At 39.3% G+C, this 23,601-nt stretch carries 25 protein-coding genes; 5 read left to right on the top strand and 20 right to left on the bottom strand.

Translation table 11 applies throughout. The annotated features are described in order from the left end of the window. Positions 1–45 precede the first annotated feature (45 nt). From V7266_RS18920 to V7266_RS18900, 5 genes are all read right to left on the bottom strand, one after another. Positions 46–1,047, bottom strand: coding sequence for an LLM class flavin-dependent oxidoreductase (locus tag V7266_RS18920; protein WP_335469874.1), 1,002 nt, complete (start codon positions 1,045–1,047; stop codon positions 46–48). Positions 1,048–1,200: 153 nt separating this feature from the next. Beyond that, positions 1,201–1,344: a hypothetical protein gene (locus V7266_RS18915; protein WP_335469873.1), complete on the bottom strand. Its 144-nt coding sequence runs from the start codon at positions 1,342–1,344 to the stop codon at positions 1,201–1,203. A gap of 30 nt (positions 1,345–1,374) precedes the next feature. Continuing rightward, positions 1,375–1,515 (bottom strand): hypothetical protein, encoded by a 141-nt coding sequence (locus tag V7266_RS18910; protein ID WP_335469872.1) that lies wholly within the window; start codon positions 1,513–1,515, stop codon positions 1,375–1,377. A gap of 102 nt (positions 1,516–1,617) precedes the next feature. Further along, a complete protein-coding gene (locus V7266_RS18905) occupies positions 1,618–1,890 on the bottom strand; it encodes a hypothetical protein (RefSeq protein ID WP_335469870.1) in 273 nt (90 codons plus the stop codon). A gap of 78 nt (positions 1,891–1,968) precedes the next feature. Next, on the bottom strand, positions 1,969–2,622 hold the full coding sequence (locus tag V7266_RS18900; RefSeq protein WP_335469868.1) for a carbonate dehydratase: 654 nt from the start codon (positions 2,620–2,622) through the stop codon (positions 1,969–1,971). A 754-nt stretch (positions 2,623–3,376) separates the two neighbouring features. Here V7266_RS18900 and V7266_RS18895 point away from each other — a divergent pair. Beyond that, positions 3,377–3,829 carry a S1 domain-containing RNA-binding protein gene (locus tag V7266_RS18895; protein ID WP_335469867.1) on the top strand — a complete coding sequence of 151 codons (453 nt, stop codon included), beginning with the start codon at positions 3,377–3,379 and terminating at the stop codon, positions 3,827–3,829. Positions 3,830–4,059: 230 nt separating this feature from the next. Beyond that, positions 4,060–4,863: an HAD family hydrolase gene (locus V7266_RS18890; RefSeq protein ID WP_335469866.1), complete on the top strand. Its 804-nt coding sequence runs from the start codon at positions 4,060–4,062 to the stop codon at positions 4,861–4,863. Positions 4,864–4,949: 86 nt separating this feature from the next. On the opposite strand, the gene V7266_RS18885 is transcribed toward V7266_RS18890, so the two are convergent. The 7 genes from V7266_RS18885 to V7266_RS18855 form a co-directional block, all read right to left on the bottom strand. Then, positions 4,950–5,117 carry a hypothetical protein gene (locus tag V7266_RS18885; RefSeq protein WP_335469865.1) on the bottom strand — a complete coding sequence of 56 codons (168 nt, stop codon included), beginning with the start codon at positions 5,115–5,117 and terminating at the stop codon, positions 4,950–4,952. Positions 5,118–5,288: 171 nt separating this feature from the next. Continuing rightward, positions 5,289–5,981, bottom strand: coding sequence for an LrgB family protein (locus V7266_RS18880; RefSeq protein WP_335469883.1), 693 nt, complete (start codon positions 5,979–5,981; stop codon positions 5,289–5,291). Next, positions 5,981–6,349 carry a CidA/LrgA family protein gene (locus V7266_RS18875; protein WP_335469864.1) on the bottom strand — a complete coding sequence of 123 codons (369 nt, stop codon included), beginning with the start codon at positions 6,347–6,349 and terminating at the stop codon, positions 5,981–5,983. Before V7266_RS18875 ends, V7266_RS18880 begins: the two co-directional genes overlap by 1 nt. Before the next feature lie 137 nt (positions 6,350–6,486). After that, positions 6,487–7,365 carry a LysR family transcriptional regulator gene (locus V7266_RS18870; RefSeq protein WP_335469862.1) on the bottom strand — a complete coding sequence of 293 codons (879 nt, stop codon included), beginning with the start codon at positions 7,363–7,365 and terminating at the stop codon, positions 6,487–6,489. A 120-nt stretch (positions 7,366–7,485) separates the two neighbouring features. Beyond that, complete coding sequence (locus V7266_RS18865; RefSeq protein WP_335469860.1) at positions 7,486–7,980, bottom strand: BsuPI-related putative proteinase inhibitor; 495 nt, start codon at positions 7,978–7,980, stop codon at positions 7,486–7,488. An 88-nt stretch (positions 7,981–8,068) separates the two neighbouring features. Beyond that, positions 8,069–8,863, bottom strand: coding sequence for an HAD family hydrolase (locus V7266_RS18860; protein ID WP_335469858.1), 795 nt, complete (start codon positions 8,861–8,863; stop codon positions 8,069–8,071). A gap of 129 nt (positions 8,864–8,992) precedes the next feature. Then, on the bottom strand, positions 8,993–10,186 hold the full coding sequence (locus V7266_RS18855; RefSeq protein ID WP_335469856.1) for a glucose-1-phosphate adenylyltransferase: 1,194 nt from the start codon (positions 10,184–10,186) through the stop codon (positions 8,993–8,995). A 452-nt stretch (positions 10,187–10,638) separates the two neighbouring features. Between V7266_RS18855 and V7266_RS18850 the strand changes: the two genes are divergently transcribed. Further along, positions 10,639–11,616 (top strand): ring-cleaving dioxygenase, encoded by a 978-nt coding sequence (locus V7266_RS18850; protein ID WP_335469854.1) that lies wholly within the window; start codon positions 10,639–10,641, stop codon positions 11,614–11,616. A gap of 52 nt (positions 11,617–11,668) precedes the next feature. On the opposite strand, the gene V7266_RS18845 is transcribed toward V7266_RS18850, so the two are convergent. The 3 genes from V7266_RS18845 to V7266_RS18835 form a co-directional block, all read right to left on the bottom strand. After that, complete coding sequence (locus V7266_RS18845) at positions 11,669–13,252, bottom strand: long-chain-fatty-acid--CoA ligase (protein ID WP_335469853.1); 1,584 nt, start codon at positions 13,250–13,252, stop codon at positions 11,669–11,671. A 123-nt stretch (positions 13,253–13,375) separates the two neighbouring features. After that, the gene (locus tag V7266_RS18840) at positions 13,376–14,326 is read right to left on the bottom strand and encodes an alpha/beta hydrolase (protein WP_335469852.1); all 951 of its coding nucleotides are present in this window, start codon (positions 14,324–14,326) and stop codon (positions 13,376–13,378) included. A gap of 146 nt (positions 14,327–14,472) precedes the next feature. Continuing rightward, positions 14,473–15,225, bottom strand: coding sequence for a GTP cyclohydrolase II (locus tag V7266_RS18835; protein ID WP_420491449.1), 753 nt, complete (start codon positions 15,223–15,225; stop codon positions 14,473–14,475). Positions 15,226–15,482: 257 nt separating this feature from the next. Here V7266_RS18835 and V7266_RS18830 point away from each other — a divergent pair, with 257 nt between their 5' ends. Continuing rightward, positions 15,483–15,794 carry a hypothetical protein gene (locus tag V7266_RS18830; protein WP_335469850.1) on the top strand — a complete coding sequence of 104 codons (312 nt, stop codon included), beginning with the start codon at positions 15,483–15,485 and terminating at the stop codon, positions 15,792–15,794. A 63-nt stretch (positions 15,795–15,857) separates the two neighbouring features. Here the strand turns inward: V7266_RS18830 and V7266_RS18825 are convergent, their stop codons facing one another. After that, positions 15,858–16,580 (bottom strand): DsbA family oxidoreductase, encoded by a 723-nt coding sequence (locus V7266_RS18825; RefSeq protein WP_335469849.1) that lies wholly within the window; start codon positions 16,578–16,580, stop codon positions 15,858–15,860. A gap of 153 nt (positions 16,581–16,733) precedes the next feature. Between V7266_RS18825 and V7266_RS18820 the strand changes: the two genes are divergently transcribed. Beyond that, entirely contained in the window at positions 16,734–17,450 is a 717-nt protein-coding gene (locus V7266_RS18820; RefSeq protein WP_335469845.1) for a hypothetical protein, read from the top strand. A gap of 114 nt (positions 17,451–17,564) precedes the next feature. On the opposite strand, the gene V7266_RS18815 is transcribed toward V7266_RS18820, so the two are convergent. From V7266_RS18815 to V7266_RS18800, 4 genes are all read right to left on the bottom strand, one after another. After that, positions 17,565–18,287 (bottom strand): CBS domain-containing protein, encoded by a 723-nt coding sequence (locus V7266_RS18815; protein WP_335469843.1) that lies wholly within the window; start codon positions 18,285–18,287, stop codon positions 17,565–17,567. A gap of 83 nt (positions 18,288–18,370) precedes the next feature. After that, the gene (locus tag V7266_RS18810; protein WP_335469841.1) at positions 18,371–19,213 is read right to left on the bottom strand and encodes a deoxyribonuclease IV; all 843 of its coding nucleotides are present in this window, start codon (positions 19,211–19,213) and stop codon (positions 18,371–18,373) included. A 92-nt stretch (positions 19,214–19,305) separates the two neighbouring features. Next, positions 19,306–20,775 carry a D-alanyl-D-alanine carboxypeptidase/D-alanyl-D-alanine endopeptidase gene (gene dacB, locus V7266_RS18805; protein ID WP_335469839.1) on the bottom strand — a complete coding sequence of 490 codons (1,470 nt, stop codon included), beginning with the start codon at positions 20,773–20,775 and terminating at the stop codon, positions 19,306–19,308. Positions 20,776–20,921: 146 nt separating this feature from the next. After that, a complete protein-coding gene (locus V7266_RS18800) occupies positions 20,922–23,498 on the bottom strand; it encodes a DEAD/DEAH box helicase (RefSeq protein WP_335469837.1) in 2,577 nt (858 codons plus the stop codon). Positions 23,499–23,601: the final 103 nt, after the last annotated feature.

The raw sequence follows: 23,601 nt of genomic DNA, 5'->3' as shown, positions 1-23,601 counted from the left end.
TATTCGGGTTATAGTTCACATGAGAGGGTGATTTTTTTTCAATGTTTACTTTCCATCCACGATTTCTTTAAAAATCTCATAAGAGCGTTTTTGTTTTTCTTGGTCAAAAATATAAGATACCGCCATAATTTCGTCGACCTCGTATCTGTCTTGGAAATTTGATAATTGCTGACGAATGGTTTCCTTGCTTCCCAGCAATGTGACACTCGACATCGAAGCAGCCATTTCTTTTTCCATCGGACTCCATAGCTCATCTAAATTTTCGACAGGAGGGCGTAACGGATTTTGTGTCCCGCGGACAACATTTAGGAAGAATTGCTCCTTAGTTGTTGACAGCCATTTCGCTTCCTCATCTGTTTCAGCCGCAATCACATTTAAGCACACCATCATATATGGTTTGTCGAGATACTCAGATGGCTGGAATCGCTCCCGATAAATCGAAATCGCCTCTTCCATATATCTCGGCGCAAAGTGAGAGGCAAAAACATATGGCAGACCTAAACTTGCCGCCAAATAAGCTGAATCTGTTGAGGATCCTAAAATATAGATTGGAATGTTTGTAGCTACTCCTGGATACGCTTTAACATAACTTTGCTGCTCAATTGGCCCTAAATAAGTAAGCAATGCTTGGACGTCCTGTGGAAAAGTGTAAACTGAATCATTCTTTGAGCGTCTTAAGGCGCTCGCTGTCATCATATCCGTTCCAGGTGCGCGTCCCAGGCCAAGATCGACACGATTTGGAAACATGGTTGCCATTGTACCGAATTGTTCAGCGACCACAAGAGGTGTATGATTTGGCAGCATAATTCCTCCAGACCCCACTCGAATTTGGCTCGTATGTTCCAATGTATGTTGGATTAAAATAGATGTTGCTGAACTGACCAGTGTCGAAGTATTATGATGCTCCGCAATCCAATAGCGTTGATAGCCCATTTTTTCTACTGCTTGAGCAAGGTCTACCATTGACTCAATTGCTTGTTTAGCGTCCTGTCCTTCACGGATCGGGGCAAGATTTAATACCGAAACAGGTATATGAATGGTTGCCATATCACAAATATCCTTTCGTGTTGAAGATTTATTACTATAGTATCAATTGAGATAAAGGAAACAAACTTATATGCTTAGGTTGTACTAAATGTTTCCTGACACTGCTTCTATTTTAAAAATAAGAGGCTGCCAAATATGGCAGCCTCCATTATGTTATTTATCCTTTTTATTAGGATCCTGGATCGGTACATTTTTTGGCCGTTCAGGATACGTAGCCTTCCCATCATTGGGACCAGTCAGATCATTTCTTTGGTCGAGAACCCTGCCTGTATATTCAACCGGATTATTTCGCGGCATGTTATCACCTCCAAGGAAGACTTGGCTCAATTAACTTTTCTTCCCTAATCCTAATACCTTTAATTTATACTCTGCTTCACTCATATTTGGATTTTTCTTCGGTGGGCTATTTCTAAGGGCCTCTTTCATCTCAAGATTCGCGTCATCGTTAGTATTATATTTTCCATCCATTGCTCACGCCTCCTTTACGTTTTATTATGGACCTTTTCAACCTGTTCATTCTTTTATACATACTGAAGCCTCTAGCCCTTTCTAGAGGTTTAATGGGCATTATTAATCGGTATAGGACTCAATTGCTTGATCCAAGGCATTATAGGCTTCCCCGAAGGCTGCGGCAGACGAGACATCTCCTGCCTTTTCCAATGCCCCCACTGCATTTCTCGCTTGCGTGAAAGCACGGATACAATCCTCAATCATTGTTCCTTTATCGCCATTCTGTTCCAAAGCTTGCTGAAGCTGGACAATACAACGATCCAGGTCAGTCGATTGCGGACGGTCATACGCCTTTTCTAATTCTTCTTTTACCTGCTGTAAAACTTCCTTCATTGTTAGTCCCCATTTCGTCAAATAGTAAACAAAAGGTAGTTTCACCGATGGAAAAGTATCTTATTCCTATCCATAAAATCAATACGATAACCCACAAGAACACCTAGTTTTCCCGAATAACAAAGAATAGGCCGATGGGAATTCCTGATTCACCCTCTGTACTTCTTTTGTAAACTCTTCTTCCGTTTTTGGAACGAGAGATAAAGAATCAGCTTTTGCTTGCGTATCAATATGAGCTCCAGGCGGTACAAAGCTGTGGGATTTCAAGGTGACACCTCCAGTAACAACTGCATCTGTGGAGATAAAGCTCCCTTTTCCCACCTGTGCGTTATAAACGATTGCCTTAAAACCAACAAACACATCTTGATCAATCTTACTGGGACCATGAATCAAAGAACCATGTGCACAAGAAACTCTTGGTCCTATATGGATTGAATATTTTTCACCATTAACATCCACATGCTTATTTTTTAGACCATGCAGGATGACGCCATCTTGGAGATTACAATCCCTGTCAATATAAAATGGGGTACCCTCGTCAGCACGAATGCTTACGAAAGGGCCAACATAGGTATTTTCGCAGATCGTCACATCTCCCACCACAAAGGTGAAGGGACTTAGAAAAGCGGTTCTTTTTATTTTCGGAAAAACAGGATTGGGATTTATGGAAGTCGGAGGATTGTAACCCACGAAGTAGCTATAAATATTATATGGTCCTGTTTGATTGGTCATAATCACTTCCCCTTTCAACGGTCATTCCATATTCATACTACTTATACGTGACTGTTCTATCATTCATAACCATTTTAAATATAAAGCGAGTCAGCTATTTTGGCTGACTCGCTGTTAAAAATGTTCATACCATTCGCATCCCTCATTTCCCCCATTTTCAGATGTTGCTATATTAGAGGCATTTTATTGGATTGACCGCATTTTTATGAAGTTGTTGTAATGCTCTGTAATCCTGTTGTAACTATGGCAAGCAACCATTTTAGATATAAAGTTTTGCGATTACGATGAAAGCTCTAATGACCACCCAAACTCCATCACTTGCATTATATTGAATGAAATGCAAACAATCAGCCTAGATTCTTAAATTCCGATTTATTTTTGTGGTTTATTGGATTTTATTTTAAGAAAAATGTACCTCCTTCCTGCCAGCAAAGTATTCTAACTTTCTAAACGAGCCTAATCCACCTCCTATAGATAAGTAAACCCCAATCGGAATTTATTTGGTTCATTGCATCTCATTACACTACTATTATTTCCTCCCCTTCCCAAGTATTTCAGGGGATATGTTACATTCCTGTGAAGCTTTTACATATGGCCCTAAGTAGCATGTATGAGGCTACAATCAGATTAAAATCGCTGATGTCGAAACTAGGTATGAATTGGCAAAATAGATGAAATAGACTATATGTTATTTTTCTAAAGTTTTTGGTATAATAAAGTGTCTTTAACATTTATGAGGGGGAAACTTATTTTTATGTCAGTTGAAGTAGGCAGTAAAGTACAAGGTAAAGTAACCGGTATCACTAATTTTGGAGCATTTGTAGAATTGCCAGGCGGTACAACCGGCTTAGTGCATATTAGTGAGGTTGCAGATAGCTATGTAAAGGATGTTAATGATCATCTTAAGATTGGCGATGTAGTTGAGGTAAAAGTTATTAGTGAGAAAGACGGAAAAACTGCCCTGTCCATTAAAAAAGCAATTGATAAGCCCGAAGGACAAACTTCTTCTTATTCACAGCGCCCACAGCGTCAAGGTAGAGGAGGAGACAGCCGTTCGAAGGATTTCCGTTCAAAAGGGAACTTTAAGCCAAAGGAAAGCTTCGAAGATAAAATGGCCAAGTTCTTAAAGGCTAGTGAAGAGAATTTATCAAGCCTCAAACGCAATACCGAAACAAAACGCGGTGGCCGAGGCGGCAGACGCGGCTAAAATTCGCGCCTACTAATAAATCTCGTATAGATCAAAAGGCAAGCCTGTTAACAAGGCTTGCCTTTTTTCTGGTGCCTGTCACCATTATTCACTTTTCCACACTTTTTACAGTAAATTTAAACAGTAATTTGCTAAAGATTAAAGCACATCTTTCTAAAGGTTTAATTGGCAGTGGTTTTTAAATCTGCTATAGTATTTTTATGCATAATGGAAAGGAATAAAAGACACTTATGAAATGTATCTCAATTGATTTAGACGGTACTCTGTTAAACTCTGGACATGAAATTACTGAGGAAAGTGTGAAAGTCTTAAATGAACTAGCGGCACAAGGTCATTGTTTAATATTAAACACTGGCCGTGCATATGCGGACGTGATTAAATTAGCGGCAGTCCAAAAGATGAATATGCCGATCTTTTGCATCAATGGATCCGTCCTGTACTCAGCTGATAAAGAAGTTTTATTTGAAGCCACTTTATCTATTGATGTCTATAAGGACATTTTTTCGATTTTAAAAGAAATGAATGTAGGGATCCTCGTATACACAAATCATGGAGGCCTGCCATCAACACTGCCACCGTTACATGAAAAAAGTAGACAAGAACTCGACAGACTATTTAATGAATTCAACTATGATAAAATACTTGAACTTAAGGACTTAAAAATTTACAAATTAATTGCACTCGTTCACCCTGATCAACTTGATAAAATTGACGACGTTAAACGAGCATTAGCGGGAAAATTTCCAATTTCCGTGGCTTCATCCCATCCAAATAATGTGGAAATCACCTCAAACGAAGCGCATAAAGGTAAGGCTTTATTACGCTACCAGGACATGATGGGTCTAACCTTCGATGAGATTATCGCCTTTGGTGATGGAGGAAACGATATAGCTCAATTTGAGGTAGCAACAACTGCTGTCGCGATGGGAAATGCCCCCATGCAGGTGCAGCAAGCAGCAGATATTGTTACGAAGACCAATGATGAAGACGGGTTTGCCCATGCAGTCCGTCAATTATTAGGGATGCTTGACTAATCCTTACTTAGAGGGAAATGGGGAATGTATCATTCTCGTTTCCCTTTTTTGCAGCAATAAAAAAAGGCACCTTTCTGCCTCAAGTCCTAAAACCTTGTTAATTGTTTCATAACCTCTCTTTTTCTCTCTCTATCCGTTATCCTTGTCAAATCAAGGGCAACCTCATGTCCCTTATGTTTAGAGCGTAATATCTCTCGGATGGCATTCTTGACACTTTCTTCATTATCCCTGACCACGATGACATTACGTAGCATTTATTTTCCTCCTTGGTTACATGAATATAAACTATAGAAACAACCCCTTCATTCTATGTTTTCACCTTTTCGTTTATCCCTTAAATAAGTACAATTATTAAAACGAAATCCTAAGTAGATTTGTTAGTAAAAACAAAATAGCCGCCATTATAAAATGACAGCCACAAGAATTTAAAATATATGATGGAAATTCATTAAAGAAGGAATTAGTAAAGCTCCCCAAACCAAGGTGATCAATGCCGCAAAAATCATTGCTAACGATGAAAAAGTAGCTTCTTGTTTACCGTATTCCATCGCCTTATTAGTTCCAACACCATGGGCCCCCATGCCTAACGCAAGTCCTCTTGCAATTGGTGTTTTAATCGACAGCCCTTTAATAACCGAAGGACCAACAATACCGCCAACGATCCCCGTAATAATAACGAACACCGTTGTTAATGTTGGCAGACCTCCAATTTCCTTTGAAACCTCGATAGCAATGGGAGTGGTGATCGACCTTGGCAAAATAGAAATAATAAAATCGGTTTTCAAATGAAACAATTTAGACAAACCGAAAGTAGAAAAAATGGCCACGAGTGAACCACATGTAATACTAATAACAATAGTCCCAATATATTTTTTTATCACAGCCAAGTTTTTATAAATCGGCACCGCAAAGGCAACCGTCGCAGGACCAAGTAAATGAATCAGCCATTTAGAGTCATGCAGGTATTGATTGGCAGACACATGCGTAGCAGTAATAAGCACAATTAATAAAATCGGTGATAGCAATAATGGATGAAATAACGGCATGCTCCATTTTCCATAGACCATTTTTGAAAAACGATAGATCAGATACGTCGCTATGGTAAATACAATCATCATCAATGCTGCTCACTCCTTTTTCGTCCACTTATTTTTTCTGCTGTTACTGCCGTCATACCCATGACAATAATTGTACTAATCCCAATTAATCCGACAATCTCAGCTCCTTGTATGCTTAAAATTTCATCATAATTCACAATCCCAACTGCAGATGGGATAAAGAAAAGCAACAGCTCAGCTAATAACCAATTGGCCCCTTTTTCTACCCACTCAAGCTTAATAATTTTAAAGCAAAGTGCAAGAAACAGGAGGAATAAGCCAAACATCGAAGCTGGGATTGGAAGTGGTAACACTTCTTTTAGGGCAGCTCCTAAAAATAAAAACACATGCAAAAATAGAACTTGTAATATGATTACTCCTAGTCTCATCGTCATGACCCTTTCTATATGCAAAAAAAGGAGTTATTTTTCTCCTTATTGCTCCACGAAATTAACTATAGAGTAATCCTACGCTGATTCTTATCATTCGTAAAATACATATTACGAATAAATTGCATAACCAAAAGTTATAATGGATCTTTTAAAATAAAATCAATAAAGGTCCTGCCTGCATTTGAGATGTATTTGTCTTTTTTTGTAAGCACTGCCAAGCGCCAGAGAATTTTTTGTTTAAGGTCAATTACCTCTATTTCATTATTAAAGACCCGGTTACAAATAGAATGTGGAAGAATCGTTATACCAAGATTTGCAGCCACCATCTCTGTCATAAGATCCCATTGGGAGCTTTTAAACAAAATTTTCGGTTCAAACCCTGCTGTAATACACTGGTTCCTCATTATTTGATTGAGCGCAAACTCTTCGTGATAAAAGATAAATTCTTCTTCCTTTAATTCCGCCATGTCAACTACCTTTCGCATCGCCAATCGATGTTCTTTGTAAACTAACAGCTTCATTTCCTCTTCCACGATCGGATAGATATCAAAGAGCTGTTCATCAATTGGCAGAACGGCGACACCGAGTTCGAATTCTCCTTCCTCCACACTCTTTACCACCCTTGCCCCGCCATATTCAGTAATATTGAGTTCAATATTAGGGTAAGCGTGGTGAAACTTTGCCATCACCCGCGGGAAAAACAGGCTGCCTATAAACGGTGGAAGCCCAATATTAATCTGCCCTCTTGTTAAATTAGTCATATCGTTTAGAGTGGTTTTCATTTCGTCTAAAAGACCATTCATCTTTTGTGCATATTCAAGGACCACTCTGCCTGCATCCGTTAAATCACTCGTTTTATTGGTCCGAATGATTAACGTCATACCAAGCTCTTCTTCTAATGCCATAATCGACTTGCTCAAAGCAGGCTGCGACAAATGCATTGCTTCGGCTGCTTTGGTAATACTCTTATGTTTTGCCACTTCAGAAAATAATTTCAGTTGTCTTAACTCCAACAGCGAACACCTCATATCAAAGAACTGTATAACTATTTTTATAAGGATTCTGCAAAAAAAATAATGAATCTCGTCATAAAAAAACTCCACCCGAGTGGAGATGATTTATGTTTGAATTGCCTATTGCCCGTTTGAAGAAGTATTCTTAATGGTTAATGCGGTTACAGCCTTTGCTTGTTCTTCTTTAGCCGTCAAAAACACCTCAAGCCTATACTTCCCATTAGGCAGACCCGTAATGATAAAATTCTTAGTGATGGTTTGATTATTTTCTAATATCATCTCTTTAATCACTTGAGTGGACATCACTTCATCAGAATATTGTTTGATCTTTTTACCTGAAGCATCATAGACAATATAATCGGCCTCTAACCCCGTACGAAACGTAAGTTTCTTAGGTTCTCCAGAGATATTTTTCACGGTATAGCGGACTAACGTTTTTCCATTTTCTACTTTTAAAGCAATTTCGGGAAGAAAATTAGCAGCAATTTCATTTTGGTTTGGGGGGGCACTCTTGCTGACTTCCGAACTAGCATTGGTCTTTTCACCCTCACCACACCCGGACAATAAACCTACAAGCAGAGCCGATGTAATGACAAGAAGTAATTTCTTTTTCATTTATATGGATCCCCTTTTTCTATGATTATTTTTAGTATCAGCTAAATAGTCGCAGAAAAAGGGGGAATAGTTACAAAAAATAATTGGTTTATTTTCCCGTTAAATCAGCTAAGATAGGAAAAAGTTCTTCCAAATGCTTAATTTCATAAGTAGGAATCACTTCATTCCGCTCCTTATCATGGCGGTTAATCCATACCGTTTTGATGCCGGCGCGATTGGCCCCTAATACATCGGTCATCAAATTATCCCCGACCATAATCACCTCATCTTTTTGTAATGTCATAAGGGATAAGGCATGTTCAAATATAGACGGGTCAGGTTTTCCTCTACCAAAATCACCTGAAATAACAATTTGGTCAAAATAAGGAACAAGCTCTGGAGTGATTTCTAATTTCGTGTTTTGAAGCTCTGGTGAACCATTTGTTAAAAGGAGAAGCTGGTAGTTTTCTTTTAATGAATCGAGAATTTCAAACGTTTCTTCGTATACAAACGGGCTCTTTTTGCGCTCCTCGGGGAAACGTTCTGCCAATTCAAGTCCAAACTCAGGGTCATCAATACCCATTTTCTTTAAACCTGCGGTCCAAGCATCTTTTCTGTAATTCGGTACTGTCACCTTCATTTTTTTGAAATCCTCAAGATTTTCATCAGAAAAATTACCCCATAGTCCCTCAAACGGATTAATCCCTATCATTTGTGTAAAGGGATAAAATTCATAGGACGAATAAATGGTTCTTGCCGCCTCACGTACAGCCTCTTCTAATTGCTCGGCATCTATACCATAGCGTTCCTCGGCGACCTTACACGTTGCAGCAAAGGCCTCCTTCACACTCTTCTGGTCCCATAGCAGCGTATCATCTAAATCAAAAAAAATGGCTTTTATCATTTTTGCAAACTCCTCTAGTAAGATTATTTTTAATAGTTTACCATTTTACGAGTTAAAAACAAAATATTTCTTTTATTTCAAAAAATAAAGAAGGTATGTGATTCTTGGATCCCACACCTTCTTTAAAAGCTAAGACACCACCGATATCACCTTGTTCGTAAGGGGAAACTCTTGTAAGGCAGGGTCAATCATTTCATTATGACCAACGACCATTAAATGAGCATCTGGATCTATTGAAACGATGATGACTCCATCCATAATCTGTGTTTGGCTTCCAACAACAGCATTCTCAATCCAGACATTATCTCCTATAATAGTATGTGGCAGGATTACAGCGTTTTTGATCCGCGCTCCTTTTCCTACCTTCACACCGCTGTACAAAACTGAATGTTCAATTGTGCCGTATATTTCACAGCCTTCACTTACAATACATTGGTGCATTTTAGCCCGCTCATCAAAGTATAAAGGCGGCTCATCATTCTGGGCAGTATGAATTTTCCAATCTGGATTTTGTAAAAAGATATTTTTTTCACTAGTTAATAAATCCAAGTTCGCTTCCCAATAACTATAAACTGTACCAACATCCCTCCAGTATTTATGGTAAAGATAAGCACAAAGCTTTAGGTCATCACTTAACATTGAAGGAATAATATCTTTGGCAAAATCTCTATGACTAGATTCCTTTAATTCTTCACGAAGCAAATATTCTTTTAGAATCGGCCATTTAAATATATAAATGCCCATTGAGGCTAAATTCGATGTAGGTTTTAGGGGCTTTTCTTCAAAACTTGTTATTCTGTGAGTCATCAGGTCCATTTTCATTAGACCAAAACGACTGGCATCTGCCCAGGGAACTTCCACAACGGCAATCGTACAATCTGCCTTTGTTTCGATATGCTGTTCTAGCATCAATGAATAATCCATTTTATAAATTTGATCACCCGAAACAATGAGAACATTTTCAGGGTCATAATGTTCAATAAATTCTATGTTTTGGAATACAGCATGAGCCGTACCTTCATACCATTCTACTCCTGAATTCCCCCTTGAATAGGGTGGCAGAATCGTAAGACCGCCATTACGGTTGTAATCATTCCAGTAACTGCAGTGTCCAAGATGTGCATGTAGTTCATACGGTCTGTATTGTGTCAATATCCCCACAGTGGCAACCCCTGAATTCCTGCAATTACTTAAAGCAAAGTCAATAATGCGATACTTTCCGCCAAACGGTACAGCGGGTTTCACAAGTGTTTTGGTTAACAGATTTAATCTCGTTCCTTTTCCGCCTGCCAACAGTAAGGCAATCCACTTTTGCTTTTTCATTGTCAACCTCCTCCTTTTCATTTTTTCAACCATTCGTACTTCGGGAAAAATTCGTTCTCCTTATACTATTATTATCTCCGATTTTTTCCTTTTTTCTGGCTAAGCTGTTACAGCTTTGTGAAGGACCTAAGCTTTTTTATCGACAGAATAAGAAGGAAACCACTAGAAATGACCTTTGTTGTCGTATTTTCAAGAAATAAAAATCGCCTTTCCCTGTTAAATTAGGAAAATTTAACACTTTCCATATTCTAAGATTGTGATTTACATCATTAATACGCTTTTAAATGTGATAACTTTAAGAGCGCATGACAATTTCGTTTTTGACAACCATTAGATTACATGATATATTTATCTCGAATTAAAGATAAATTACTTTGAGATACTACAGAGTGGTTTATCCCAAAATTGGAACAATAAGAATAGACAAAATAGACTTATAGGAGTGTATAAAGATGAATCAACTTAAAGGTATTCACCATGTTACGGCCATTACGAGCAGTGCCGAAAAAAATTATCAATTTTTCACATATGTATTAGGGATGCGCCTTGTAAAAAAGACAGTCAATCAAGATGATATCCAAACCTACCATCTATTTTTTGCAGACGATAGCGGCAGTCCTGGTACTGATATGACATTTTTCGACTTCCCTGGAATTCCAAAAGGTGTACATGGAACAAATGAAATTTTTAAAACATCATTCCGTGTACCAAGTGATGCAGCACTAGAATACTGGGTCAAACGATTTGACCGTTTAGAGGTTAAACATACTGGCATAAAGGAACAGTTTGGAAAAAAGACATTGTCCTTTGTAGATTTTGATGATCAACACTATCAATTAATTTCAGATGAAAATAACAAGGGTATTGCTGCCGGTACTCCGTGGCAAAAAGGACCGATTCCATTGGAATTTGCCATTACTGCATTGGGTCCCATTTTTGTCCGGGTTGCAAATTTTGATTATTTTAAAGAAATGATGGAAAAGGTACTCATGTTTAAGGAAATCGCTCATGAAGGATCGTTTCATTTATTTGAAGTTGGTGAAGGGGGCAACGGGGCTCAGGTTGTGGTTGAGTATAATGCCATCCTTCCTCCTGCACGACAAGGTTTCGGTACTGTCCATCATGCTGCCTTTCGCGTGGAGGACCGCTCAGTATTAGAGGAATGGATTGGACGAATGGAAGGTTTCGGTTTCCAAACTTCAGGTTTTGTTGACCGATACTTCTTTGGTTCCTTGTACGTTCGAGTAGCGCCGCAAATTCTTTTCGAGTTTGCCACTGACGGTCCTGGTTTTATGGGTGACGAACCCTATGAAACACTTGGTGAGAAGTTATCCTTACCACCATTCCTTGAACCAAAACGTGAACAAATTGAAAGATTAGTCCGCCAAATTGATACAGTAAGAAGCACGAAAGAATTCATCAAAGAATAATTTAAAAAAAGGCAGTGATTTTTTCTTGTAAAATCATTGCCTTTTTTTCTCTTTAATTTACTTTCTTAGGCCCTTTCCAATACATTTCACGCAAACGATATTTTTGCAATTTACCAGTTGCTGTTTTGGGCAAGGCTTCAACAAATTCTACTGCTTTAGGCGCTTTAAAATGGGTCATGTTGTCACGGCAGAATTGGATTACCTCCTCTTCCGTCACGACTGCCTCCGGTTTCAATACAATAATAGCCTTTGGCACTTCGCCCCATTTCTCATCCGGAATGGCAATTACTGCCGTTTCCAATACAGCAGGATGCTTATATAAGACGCCTTCTACTTCTGTTGAAGAGATATTTTCTCCACCAGAGATAATTAAATCCTTGGCACGGTCCTGGATTTCAATGTACCCATCGGGATGAGTGACGGCCAAATCCCCGGTATGGAACCAGCCATCCCTTATAGCTGCAGCCGTATTTTGTGGATCTTTATAGTATCCTGACATGACAACATTGCCGCGGGTCACGATTTCACCCAGCTCTCTTCCATTCCAGTCCACTTCTTCTCCGTCCTGGCGAACGACCTTTGTTTCCCCATTGAAGGCGAGTTCAATCCCTTGTCTTGCCTTAATGGTTGCTTGATCGTCAGCAGATCGTCCATCAAACTCTTTTTTCCATTCACAATAAAGGATAAATGGTGAAGTTTCTGTGAGACCATAAACGTGTATCATCCTTAGGCCTAGTATATCCTGCGCTTTTTGAATTAAAGCTGCTGCTGGAGGAGCACCAGCGGTCGCCATGCGCGGATGTGTCTTCACTTCTATTTCCTTTGCTTTTGGATCATTTATAAGCATATTCACAACGGTTGGTGCCCCACAAAGTAAGGAAATCTTTTTGTTGTCAAATAAATCTAGAATTAAAGGCGGGTCTACCTTACGCAAGCAAACATGGGTAGCACCAGCTGCAGTAATCGACCATACACCACCCCAACCATTTGCATGAAACATGGGCAATGTATGAAGATATAGGTTGACACCTAAGTGATACATGAAATTAGCTGCATTCAGGTAATTACTGCGATGAGAAAGCATCACTCCCTTTGGTTTGGAAGTGGTCCCACTTGTGTAATTCAACGTTAGCAGCTGATTTTCATCAATTTCAACCTCGAGAAAATCGATTTTTCTTGCGGTATGCTGAAGAAAAGCCTCATAATCTAAACCGTTTAAAGTAGTTGTATGCCCAGGAACTTGTACGATAATAATTTGTTCCAAAGCCAAGTTGTCAACAATTTCTTCAAATGGTTTCGTAAACTCTTCATCCACAATCAACATTTTCGCATCGCTATGATGGATAATGTATTCTAAATCTTTTGCCGATAATCGGTAATTCAACGGTACCATAACCGCACCAAGCTGGCTTATCCCATAAAAACACTCCAACATATAATGGGTGTTTGGCAGCATCACTGCCACATGATCTGCTTCTTGTATGCCTGCGTGATACAAGGCAGTTGAAAGCTGGTCGACACGTTGTCCAAATTCTTGGTATGTAAATTCCTTCTCACCATCGATAACTGCTGTCTTCTTTGGATAATACTTAATGGCTCTTCGTTTCCAATCAAGTGGAGTTAGTGGTGAAAACATATTATCCACTCCTTTGTATTATATTTGAGAATTCATACCATCACTTCAACATCGATTCTACTTAACCGCTACGCTTTTCAAAAAAACATATGCCAAAAACGCATATGTCTTTAAAAAGATGAGTTATTTGATGGGACTTTTTGCTAGGTAAAACACTTCTTTCAGTGCATGGCCTGATTTTTCTAAGGCCGACTTTCCAAGTGAAATAACAGAAGCCATACTCATGAAACCATGAATCGTCCCATCGTACCGAACTAATTCCACCTTGACCCCAGCCTCCTCCAACTTCCTGGCATAAAGCTCTCCTTCATCTCGGAGTGGGTCATATTCTGCTGTTATAACCAGTGCAGGCGGCAGACCACTGAAATTTTCATAATGAATTGGTGCTAGAAGTGGATTACCCTTATCCTCTTCTTCCCCGTTTGAATAACAGTTAAGGAACCATTCCATTGTTCCTCTAGTTAAAAAATAACCTTCGGCATTGTCAAGCATGGATGGGGAAGGCTCACCCCAAATATTCGTGGCAGGATACAGGAGTAATTGGAAACAAACGGCCGGCTTCTGTTTGTCTTTGGCCAAATTTGAGATGACAGCTGCTAAATTACCTCCTGCACTATCCCCGCCAACGGCAATTCTTACTGGGTCCACCTGAAACTCTGCCGCATGTTCTGACACATATTCGACTGCGGCATAGCAATCATAAACGGCAGCAGGAAATTTATGTTCTGGTGCTAATCGATAATCGACAGAAATGGTTACACAATTCGCCAAATTTGTTAACGCTCTACAAATATTATCATGGGTTTCTATATTGCCAACCATCCATCCACCGCCGTGAAAATAAACAAGAGCAGGATAGCTAGGTTGAGCCTCTTTTGGATAATAGACTCGAACAGGAATTTCCCCCTCAGGTCCAGGGATCTTCCTATCTTCCACCCTTCCTACTGCTTCGATTTCTCCTTGGGGAAGCTGAAATGCTTTTCTTGCTAACTCAGGAGTTAATGTTTCTAATGGCGGTGTACCTAAAGAAGCTAAATAATCTAATAAAGCTTTCGTTTGCGGATCAAGAGACATACGTTCGACCTCTTTCACGTGGAATAATATTACAAATTTTTATATTCGATAAAAAATTTGAATATCCTCCCTAAAAAGCAAGCGTTTTCAAAACAAAAAAAGAACTAATCTCATCTAAAGATTAGCTCAGTCAATTTAGTGAAGCTTTAATCGTTGCAGCAAGTCCCTTCATCGTTTAAATGACCAGACTTATTAATCTTGGTTTTCAAATACTTCTCATTGTATTCTGATATATCTCCCCAAAGAGATTCTCTGCCTGATACCTCTAATCCAGCATTCTTTAATGCGTGAAGCTTTTTAGGATTGTTGGTAATTAGGGTTACTGGTTTAGAGCGTAAGGCCTTGAGGACGCGAATGGCATCTCCATAATTTCTAGAATCATCCACAAAGCCTAAGGCTTCATTAGCCTCCACCGTGTCGTAGCCGTTCTCTTGGAGGATATAGGCCATTGCCTTACTAAATAGACCAATTCCCCTTCCTTCATGGTTTGCTAAGTAAAATAATGCACCTGTTCCGTGTTCTGCAATCATTTTCATGGATTGCTTTAATTGGAAGCCGCAATCACATCGCTTACTTCCAAAGATATCTCCTGTATGGCAAATGGAGTGAAAACGGATAATCGCATCATCCCCATATTCAAAGTCCCCGTAAGCGAGGACGCTGGATTGCTGAAATTCCGCTAAATTGGCCGAAGATAATTTTTCAATAATTTTTTGAAAATCCTCTGTTACTTCATCACAATTCAGCCAGCAATACCATTTAAAGACAACCGTTTCCCCATACAAATTTACTGGTAGACGGATGGGGCCAACCAAGTATATAGCTCCTCTATCTGTTTTGATTAATTGAATTTTGTCTTCTAAGACCGAGATTACTTTAGAATTGAGAGTTTCTTTCACTGTTATGCACTCCTTTTTAGCATTAGTGTTTTACTAGAAGGGGATTGGCATTCTTGGCAGATTTCACTAAAACCACAGTTTCAGTAAAAATGGTGCCAGGCACCATTTCCACTATTGTCACCTTTTTTTCATATTGATAGGCTTTTGTCCCAAACTTGGACAGTCTGTTATACGTAAATTGGGAATAGAAGAGTGGATGTTAGAGCGGTTATTGATATTGTAATTCTCTTTTCAAGTTTGAAAGGAGGTGCACAAATATGAGTGAATCTTCGACAGAAGGATTTCAAAATGGGACAGAAGAGGTAAGAGGAGGAAACTTTTGGGATTTTATGTTAGGGTCTCATGTTCACGACCCCCAAGAATCATCTTCAAATAAAATATCCTCTGAAGATCATGCCTCAGACTTAGACCTATTACCATCCGACCCTTCATCAGTAAAACATCCACGGACCTGTCGAAACTCCCGATGGCAAAATTCTGTACATGGGAAAACCCAGACAAAAATTTGTTGGGATGGCGGGAATATGTGGGAATATCGAATTAGAAGAAGACCCATGGCAATGGGGTAGTCCAATACAAGTGGGAAAGGCTATAATGAGCCTTTCCCACTTGTATTATAACCTAAACCCATTCTAGTCTTTTTCAGGAATAATACAGTTTCCATCCACACAGCTGACATCCTGCTCGGTTGACAGATCTTGAAACATCGGTTTAGGTGCTTCTTCCTCCCAAACCTTTTGTAAGGCACCCTTGAATGTTTCCAGTGGTTGTGCGCCAGATATGGCGTACTTTGAGTTAATGACAAAATACGGTACTCCGCCAATTTGGTATTGCTGGGCTATAGCCTCGTCAGCACGGACTTCATTAGCAAAAGCGGTTTTGTCCTGAAGGACATTTAATGCCTCTTGGCGGTTTAATCCTGAGGCTTCCGCAATGTCTGCTAATGTATCAAAATCCCCAATATGTTTTGCTTCAGTAAAGTAAGCCTGTAATAACTTTTCAGAAACGACGGCAGCTTTTCCTTTCGTTTTTGCAAACTTCGCCAAGCGGTGGGCATCAAATGTATTGGTTGGCTTCATCCCGTCAAAATTATACGTTAAACCGACTGTTTCGGCTTGGTTTCCAACATTTTGATTAGCCTGTTTTGCCTGTTCAACACTCATTCGATACTTATTGGCCAATACCTCATGAATACTTTCCCCATTATATTCAGGGGAATTTGGATCTAGTTCGAAGGCCTTGAATTCAACTTCAACCTGCTCTTTATGTGAAAATTGTTCTAACGCCAGTTCTAAACGGCGTTTTCCAATATAACAAAACGGACAAACATAGTCAGACCAAACTTCAATTTTCATGTCTACACCTCATTATTCAATGGTTAATCCCCTACATAGTATCATAAAGAAGTTAAAAACCAATACAATGTGCTCATTGAAGTGTCTTTAAACATAAAAAGCTGATAGTTGGAAATAATAACCTCGATAACCTTTGAGAGGATGGGATGTTTGATGTCGTTAGAATGGTTTGACAGAGTATGTGCTGAATTGCAAGATCACCTAGAGTCTATTTGTGAAGAATATGATCAAGTTGGTCAAATGACCATTGAAAGAGCTGCCAAACATCCAAGGATTGAATTTTTTGTAGACACTGCAGATGTGGATACAGAAGAGCTCGATCGTGATTTTTTCTGCACACTTTTCTTTGATCCGCAAAATGAAGAGTTTTACGTCGATAGCTTCGATGTTGACAGCGGACACACGGCGAAAATCATTCTTTCAGATATTGAGGAGATTATCGATGAAGTGCATGCTAGTCTCCATGACTACATCAATGGGGATGATCATTATACTGATGATGGGGTCTATCTTCAGTCAGAGGAAGTTTATGATGAAGAAGACTGTGAAGCCCCTGAAGACGACATAGACGAAGAATATTATGAAGCGGAACAAATGAATGAAGATGATATTTTTGAGGAAATTGATGTGGACTGGTCCACACCTGAGGTGACTGCTTTCAAGCACGAAGACGAAGTGGAAGTTACCTATCAGTTTGGAGTTGTGCAGGAAACGGGTGATGGTGTATTAAGACGGGTAAACCGAATTTGGACCACGGATGATGAATTGATCAAGGACGAATCCCACTTTATTTTTAGCAAAGAAGAAGCGTCTACCATTATTGCCATGATTGCCAGCCACATGGACCAATTAAGTGAGTTTGACTTCTAATTAAAAATAACTTAAAACGCATGGTGATTTTGCCATGCGTTTTTTTATTATTAAACAATATAAAAAGGGCTTTGAGTCGACTGTCTGTAAATATTGGTCTTCCGCCCTTTAAGTTTAATCAATTGTATAATCAATTTGAATCAGATCCCAGGCAGTGATGATTCCTAAGGGAACTTCATCTATCTTACCGTTTTCAGTAATAATCACGCCTTCGATTTTCCGTTTCTTTTTATGAGCTTTTTCAAAGATATTTTCTATTTCAAAGATATTTAAATCTTTCGCGACAATCTCTAGCAACTGTTCTTTTTCCAACTCCATAATGTCAGCAACACGAATTGTTGATAGATTTACCATGCCGTTTTCCATATTTTGCACCATCCATTTCATGATGGTGCCAGCAGTCAAAAGACCGATACAATTATTATTTTTATAGATTGGGAATTTAGAATAACCGTACTTTTTAATCGCATCCGTTACTTGTAAGATGCTGTCCTGATAGTCAAAGTAAACGACCTTTTTGGTGGCTATGCTTAGGGCATAATTAGGGCGGCTCAACACATTTGCAATTTTTTCAATATGATGAACAACCTTGGCATTCGGCTCAGCAATATAAAATCCCACCTCCATCTTTTCATGGACAATTGCATTTCTCAGCCTCGCATATTGCTCTAAATCTTTTTTAAACGTATCGATAATTTGGTATTTTTTTGATCCGACTATCACTAACACTACAAATCTCTCATCATTTATTTGAACGATATCCCTTAAGGCATCATGAACCTGATTGAAGGCTACCTCAAAACGCTCTGATAAAAGTTGTCCCTGCTTTTTATTCATAGTTCCGTTCTCACTCAATACAAAGACTATTTTATATATTCATTATTTTTATAGTAAAAGTAATACTAAAAATTTTCAAGAAACTACTTTTCCCATTTTTGTTTAAGCATTTCGATTTCTTCTCTGTGGCTTACTCCCTCATCATCAGGCGTCTCTAAGATCAACGGGATTCCTTCCAAAACAGGTGACGTAACAAGTTGTCTCAATTGTTCCACATTGATATATCCATTGCTGCTGTTAAAGATATTGGCATGGCGATCTTTTTTGGAGCCTGTAGGAAACTTGGAGTTATTTAAGTGAATCACCTTTAAATGTTTCCAATATACTAAGTTCTCTCCCTTTTCAATTAACTGCTTTGTATTTTCCCCATTCCAAAGACCACTTGCAAATGCATGGCAAGTGTCCAGGCAAAAACCGATTTTCTCAGGATACTCACATAGATTTCGAATTTGGACAAGTTCTTCAATGGTTGTCCCAAGTGCTCCTTTTGTCCCAGCATTATTTTCCAAGAGAATTAGAGAGCATCCGTTCCACTGACTAAGTACACTATTGAGTATTTCTAACATTAAATGATAGCTGGCAAGCGGGTCTGTTTTACTGATTTGACTGCCGTAATGGACAACGACGCCAATTGAGCCGCATGCGTCTGTAATTTCTAAATCATTTAGAAGAGACCCAATCGTTAGGTCCTGCTTATCTTTTGAGGGGGTTAAGCTGGTGGAATAAGGGGTATGAGCAACTGAAAGAAGCTGATGTCCTAGACAAAAATCCTTACAGCTTTTTGCATCCTCTTGATCAAATCCCTTAATTGTCAGGCTTCTTGGGTTTTTCGGAAAATATTGAAAAGCGGTTGCCTGATTAGCAACCGCTCGTTTTGCAGCACCTAGATAACCCTCTTTAATGCTAACATGACTGCCGAAAATCATAAGTTATTCCCTTCCCATCCGAAAACTATAATAAGGGATATTTTTTGCAGCAGTTCCGATTTCTATGCGACAGCAGGTTATTCATTTTTTATTTATTGACTAGCTAAAATGGTCACTAGGGTATCCTCAATTTTTTTTCCTTTTGTTTCATCCAGCATGTTATTTAATAGGATGGAAAATATCATGGTTTGCCCACTTTTCGTATTCACATATCCAGATAAGGAAGTAACGGTTGAAAGAGTCCCTGTCTTTGCTTTTACCCTTCCTGCCGTGCTAGGATTTTTCATGCGTTTTCTTAACGAACCACCAACCATTTTCTCAGGTTTACCTGCGACTGGAAGTGCATTTAAATAGACTGGAAACCATTTTTCCTTCTGGACTGAAAATAAAGCAAAAGAAAGCTGATTGGCGGCAATACAATCAACATGTGAGATGCCGGACCCATCTCTTATCACCATCGTATTAGGATCAATCCCTAACTTTGCCACTTCTGATTTCAAAATCGCTAACCCTTTCTCCCAGCTGCCTTCCCCTTCTTTCACCATACCCATTTCCTTGATTAACATTTCGGCATGGACATTATTGCTAAGTTTCATAAAAGGTACAAGCAATTCCGATAATGGCATCGATTGATGTTTGGTTAACAGTTTTGCTTGTTCAGGGACAGGACCGGTTTTTATTTTTCCTGTAACAGTAATCCCATGGTCAGCTAATGCCTGTCTAAAAACTGTTGCCGCAAAACGAGTTGGCTCCCAAACACCAATCCATTCCTTTTTATCTTTGGCTTTGAGTGGAAGAGTTCCTTCAATGGTTACCGTGTTTTTTGAGTGTTCCCGCTCAATGGTAATCTTTTTTTTGCCATCCTCAGCCACTGTTACCGCTCGATTCATTATTTTTACATAATTGGTTTCCGGGGTGACCGTTACTTTTACCCGTTCGCCGATCTTCGTTCCAGGTTGCACCTTTACCTGAATAGATCCTGAGTCATATTCTTTTGTAGGAGAAACCGTTAGAGCAGAAATCTGGGCACCATAGTAAGTTGTTTCGTCACTCCACGGCATATCGAGTGAATAACGAACATGGTCATAGCGGGAGTCATCCGCGACCAAATTCCCTTTTATTTTCTTTACACCAAGTTTTTTAATCGCCATTGCCATATTCTCAAAGTCTTCTTTCAGTAAGGTCGGGTCACCATTTCCTTTTAAATAAAGATTCCCTGACATAGTTTTCTTGATTTCCTTTGCATCTGTCTGTACTTCTGTTAGAAAAGTATAGTTTTCACCCAGGACCTTGAGAGCCGCGGCCGCTGTCAATAGTTTCATATTAGAAGCAGGTCTTAAGCGGACATCACCTTGGTAGTCATAGAGAATCGCCCCGTTTTGAGCAGACCTGACACTTATTCCGGCAATAGCCCCTTGTAAGGCCGGATCCTTCATAATGATTTGATTAAGCTGCTGAGTCATATTTGCATTTCCAGTAATTGCCCTCACTTGGGTATAGGGCGTTAAGGTAAAAGCTATCGTTGTCAATATAATCACAGTACTTTTAACTATTCTAATCAAACCTAGTTCCAGCCTTCCCTTTTTTTAAGAGTGTGTCCCTTTCTTAAAAGATTATTAAAAATCCTGAGCTCAAAACGAACTCAGGATGATTACCTTATACTGAATAATTTTGCGCCTATTCTATCATGATTTATTTAATCTTGATTTTAATAGTCATCACCATATCGATATCGTTTATACTTGGCAGCATGACAAGCATCACAGGTTGGAAAGTTATGATCCCATGGCAGTTTTTTACCGCAGGTTTTGCACTTTTTAACAAACTTTCTTATATCCGTTTTAAGCCGATCTTGGACCCGGTCACTCACTTCTTCACGCAGACGTTCCCAATAAATCGCTTCTGTTCGTTGATCTAACCTATATAAGAATAGCAAGTGCAGGCCAATCGCTTTATAGCTTAATTCCAAATCTTCCAAGCTTCTATCCCTTACACTCGGCTCCGGGAGCTCCCTGCCTTCAATTAGGGCGTACATTGTATCCTCCCATTGTCTTGTTAACGAAGATTCATTTTTTGAAAAAGGGAGGTGTAAAAATCCATACAGGTCCATTAGAGAGAGACGTGCCTCCACTTCAGTCCCCGCAATTATTTGATATAAAGACTTTTCTTCTGACAAGGAGGCTTTTTTCGTGCCATTGGGACTTTCAAATTTATCCCACAGATCAAAAAATGTTCCCAAGTCATGATAATAACGTTGAAAGCGTTCAAAGACCGAATTGGTTGGAGCGATGGCAAAGGTATGAACCGGTTCATCTTCCTGCTCAAGTAAATTACGCATTTTCTTAATATCACTCGTGAAAGCGACTTTGCCGACTTCATAGATCCCTTTCCGGCCAGCACGACCGGCAATTTGCTTCACTTCCTGAGAGGTTAACAGCCGTCTTCTTGTACCATCAAACTTATCATTTTCCAGAAAAACAATCCGCCGAATTGGCAGGTTTAACCCCATTCCTATCGCATCTGTCGCGACAATCACCTTGGTCTTGCCGGTATTAAATTGCTCTATCTGTTTTTTCCTCGTTTCCGGCGGCATGCTCCCGTAAATCATACTCACTGAATGGCCATCATTTTGCAGCCTTGAGGCCGTTTCAAGCACGCGTCTTCTTGAAAAACAGATCAAGGCATCGCCTTTCTTAACGTGTTTGATGTTAAACTCTTTCTTTTCTACTTCCAAAGGGGTGTCACGGCTATATTCGTGAATTTCAATATTAGCATCACCTAATAACTGCAATACCATGGTCCTGGCATTGCGGCTGCCGATAATATGGACCTCCGCTGCATTTGCCTTGGTGATCGCCTTGTACCATGCAAAACCACGGTCCTTGTCCGTTAACATTTGTGCTTCGTCAATAACCACAACCTCGTAATACTCTTTTTCATGAAACATTTCGACAGTACAAGAGATATGCTCCGCACCTGCAACGTTTTTTTCTTCCTCTCCTGTTTTTAATGAACAAGGTATTCCTTCGGCATTTAACTTATCGTAAACCTCAAGAGCTAATAAGCGGAGCGGTGCTAGATATAAACCGCTTAAGGCCTCCTTCATTTTTTCTAGCGCATGATGAGTTTTGCCAGTATTGGTTTCACCAATATGCAGAACATAGCGGACATTCCGCCTTAACGAAGGGTCGTACTCTTCCCCAAAAATATCCCGCATCATTCGTTCTTCCGCTTCTTTTTTACGCTGTAGTTCTTTCTCTTCCGCCTTTTTCTTTATTTCTCTCTGCTGATAATCCTTTTCAAAGATTTCCCTATGGGCATCCTCCTCAAAAGGGATTTCTGCTAACATTAATAAATCTGTAAGATATTCTTGCTGGATATCTTCGATAAAATAACTTTCTACATCATATAAAGGCTGTGTGATGCTTCCTTTGACAAAAGATGCTGATAATTGTTCATGAAAGGTTCCATAAAACTCTTCTTTAAGTTCATCCGGCAGCTGTTCAAGTACTTTCTGAGGAATCAACTCTGATAGATAATCAGAAATTAAGCTTTCATAGACGAAAAAATACGTTTGGTATTCATAAAAGCTTCTTCCCCAATGCAAAGTTTTATGAATATCGCCTGTTAGCTCTTCAAAAAAGCTGGCAACAGTTGTATAAGCAGACGGATTAAATGCCCCTTGGTCCACCAATTTTTCTTCAAGGGCAAAGGTATCTACTGATTGGAACTTTACATTATTTTTTATGTCAGCATCGAGCTGTTTGGCTGCAAAGTAGCGTACATATAAATAAAAGAGCTCGTATTGATCTTCCAGGATTCCAACAGCAGCATCCTCTATTTCTGTTTGAATCGAGTGCCTCTGCTCTTCGAGTTTTTTCTTTTCCTCCCGCTTTACGAAGTTCTCCTTGGCATCATGATAGCGGTGAGTCCACTTTTCCTTTTGCCCCTCGAATTGTTCTCGAAGCCATTCCATCGCATCAAAAGGCAAATAGTTTCTCATCTCATCCCGAAAAAGTTTATTGATGAGCTTACGATCAATGCCTTGAACTTCGAATCCTTTTTCACTTAAAAATTGCTTCTTTTCGTTCTTTGGCACATCGTTAGTCACTTTGTTCAACCAAACATTTACCCATATTTGCTCACTATAATGACTACGCTCAGCTAAATACTGTTCAAAAGATGGCAGAGATTCTTTGGTTTCAAGGTATCGATCGATATCTTCATAGATTTTCACTTTTGTCTGTTCAACCGCTTGAGGGTAAATAGTTGTTAATTTATTCAATCTCATCCCTCCATGGAAAATTTGATTTTCCTTTTTTCTCAAAGTTATGTATAATGTGAGTATAGATTATCGTATAGTAAAAAAGACCGAGCATGACGACAAA

Source organism: Neobacillus drentensis (assembly GCF_036965645.1).
Classification (GTDB): domain Bacteria; phylum Bacillota; class Bacilli; order Bacillales; family Cytobacillaceae; genus Neobacillus; species Neobacillus drentensis_D.
The sequence above is the reverse complement of the archived record's forward strand: the minus strand, read 5'-3'. Positions and strand labels throughout refer to the sequence as shown.

Bases quoted from the DNA above. Each gene is read 5' to 3' on its own strand.
- V7266_RS18920 (WP_335469874.1), bottom strand. From the start codon at position 1,047: ATGGCAACCATTCATATACCTGTTTCGGTATTAAATCTTGCCCCGATC.
- V7266_RS18915 (WP_335469873.1), bottom strand. From the start codon at position 1,344: ATGCCGCGAAATAATCCGGTTGAATATACAGGCAGGGTTCTCGACCAA.
- V7266_RS18910 (WP_335469872.1), bottom strand. From the start codon at position 1,515: ATGGATGGAAAATATAATACTAACGATGACGCGAATCTTGAGATGAAA.
- V7266_RS18905 (WP_335469870.1), bottom strand. From the start codon at position 1,890: ATGAAGGAAGTTTTACAGCAGGTAAAAGAAGAATTAGAAAAGGCGTAT.
- V7266_RS18900 (WP_335469868.1), bottom strand. From the start codon at position 2,622: ATGACCAATCAAACAGGACCATATAATATTTATAGCTACTTCGTGGGT.
- V7266_RS18895 (WP_335469867.1), top strand. From the start codon at position 3,377: ATGTCAGTTGAAGTAGGCAGTAAAGTACAAGGTAAAGTAACCGGTATC.
- V7266_RS18890 (WP_335469866.1), top strand. From the start codon at position 4,060: ATGAAATGTATCTCAATTGATTTAGACGGTACTCTGTTAAACTCTGGA.
- V7266_RS18885 (WP_335469865.1), bottom strand. From the start codon at position 5,117: ATGCTACGTAATGTCATCGTGGTCAGGGATAATGAAGAAAGTGTCAAG.
- V7266_RS18880 (WP_335469883.1), bottom strand. From the start codon at position 5,981: ATGATGATTGTATTTACCATAGCGACGTATCTGATCTATCGTTTTTCA.
- V7266_RS18875 (WP_335469864.1), bottom strand. From the start codon at position 6,349: ATGAGACTAGGAGTAATCATATTACAAGTTCTATTTTTGCATGTGTTT.
- V7266_RS18865 (WP_335469860.1), bottom strand. From the start codon at position 7,980: ATGAAAAAGAAATTACTTCTTGTCATTACATCGGCTCTGCTTGTAGGT.
- V7266_RS18860 (WP_335469858.1), bottom strand. From the start codon at position 8,863: ATGATAAAAGCCATTTTTTTTGATTTAGATGATACGCTGCTATGGGAC.
- V7266_RS18855 (WP_335469856.1), bottom strand. From the start codon at position 10,186: ATGAAAAAGCAAAAGTGGATTGCCTTACTGTTGGCAGGCGGAAAAGGA.
- V7266_RS18850 (WP_335469854.1), top strand. From the start codon at position 10,639: ATGAATCAACTTAAAGGTATTCACCATGTTACGGCCATTACGAGCAGT.
- V7266_RS18845 (WP_335469853.1), bottom strand. From the start codon at position 13,252: ATGTTTTCACCACTAACTCCACTTGATTGGAAACGAAGAGCCATTAAG.
- V7266_RS18840 (WP_335469852.1), bottom strand. From the start codon at position 14,326: ATGTCTCTTGATCCGCAAACGAAAGCTTTATTAGATTATTTAGCTTCT.
- V7266_RS18830 (WP_335469850.1), top strand. From the start codon at position 15,483: ATGAGTGAATCTTCGACAGAAGGATTTCAAAATGGGACAGAAGAGGTA.
- V7266_RS18825 (WP_335469849.1), bottom strand. From the start codon at position 16,580: ATGAAAATTGAAGTTTGGTCTGACTATGTTTGTCCGTTTTGTTATATT.
- V7266_RS18820 (WP_335469845.1), top strand. From the start codon at position 16,734: ATGTCGTTAGAATGGTTTGACAGAGTATGTGCTGAATTGCAAGATCAC.
- V7266_RS18815 (WP_335469843.1), bottom strand. From the start codon at position 18,287: ATGAATAAAAAGCAGGGACAACTTTTATCAGAGCGTTTTGAGGTAGCC.
- V7266_RS18810 (WP_335469841.1), bottom strand. From the start codon at position 19,213: ATGATTTTCGGCAGTCATGTTAGCATTAAAGAGGGTTATCTAGGTGCT.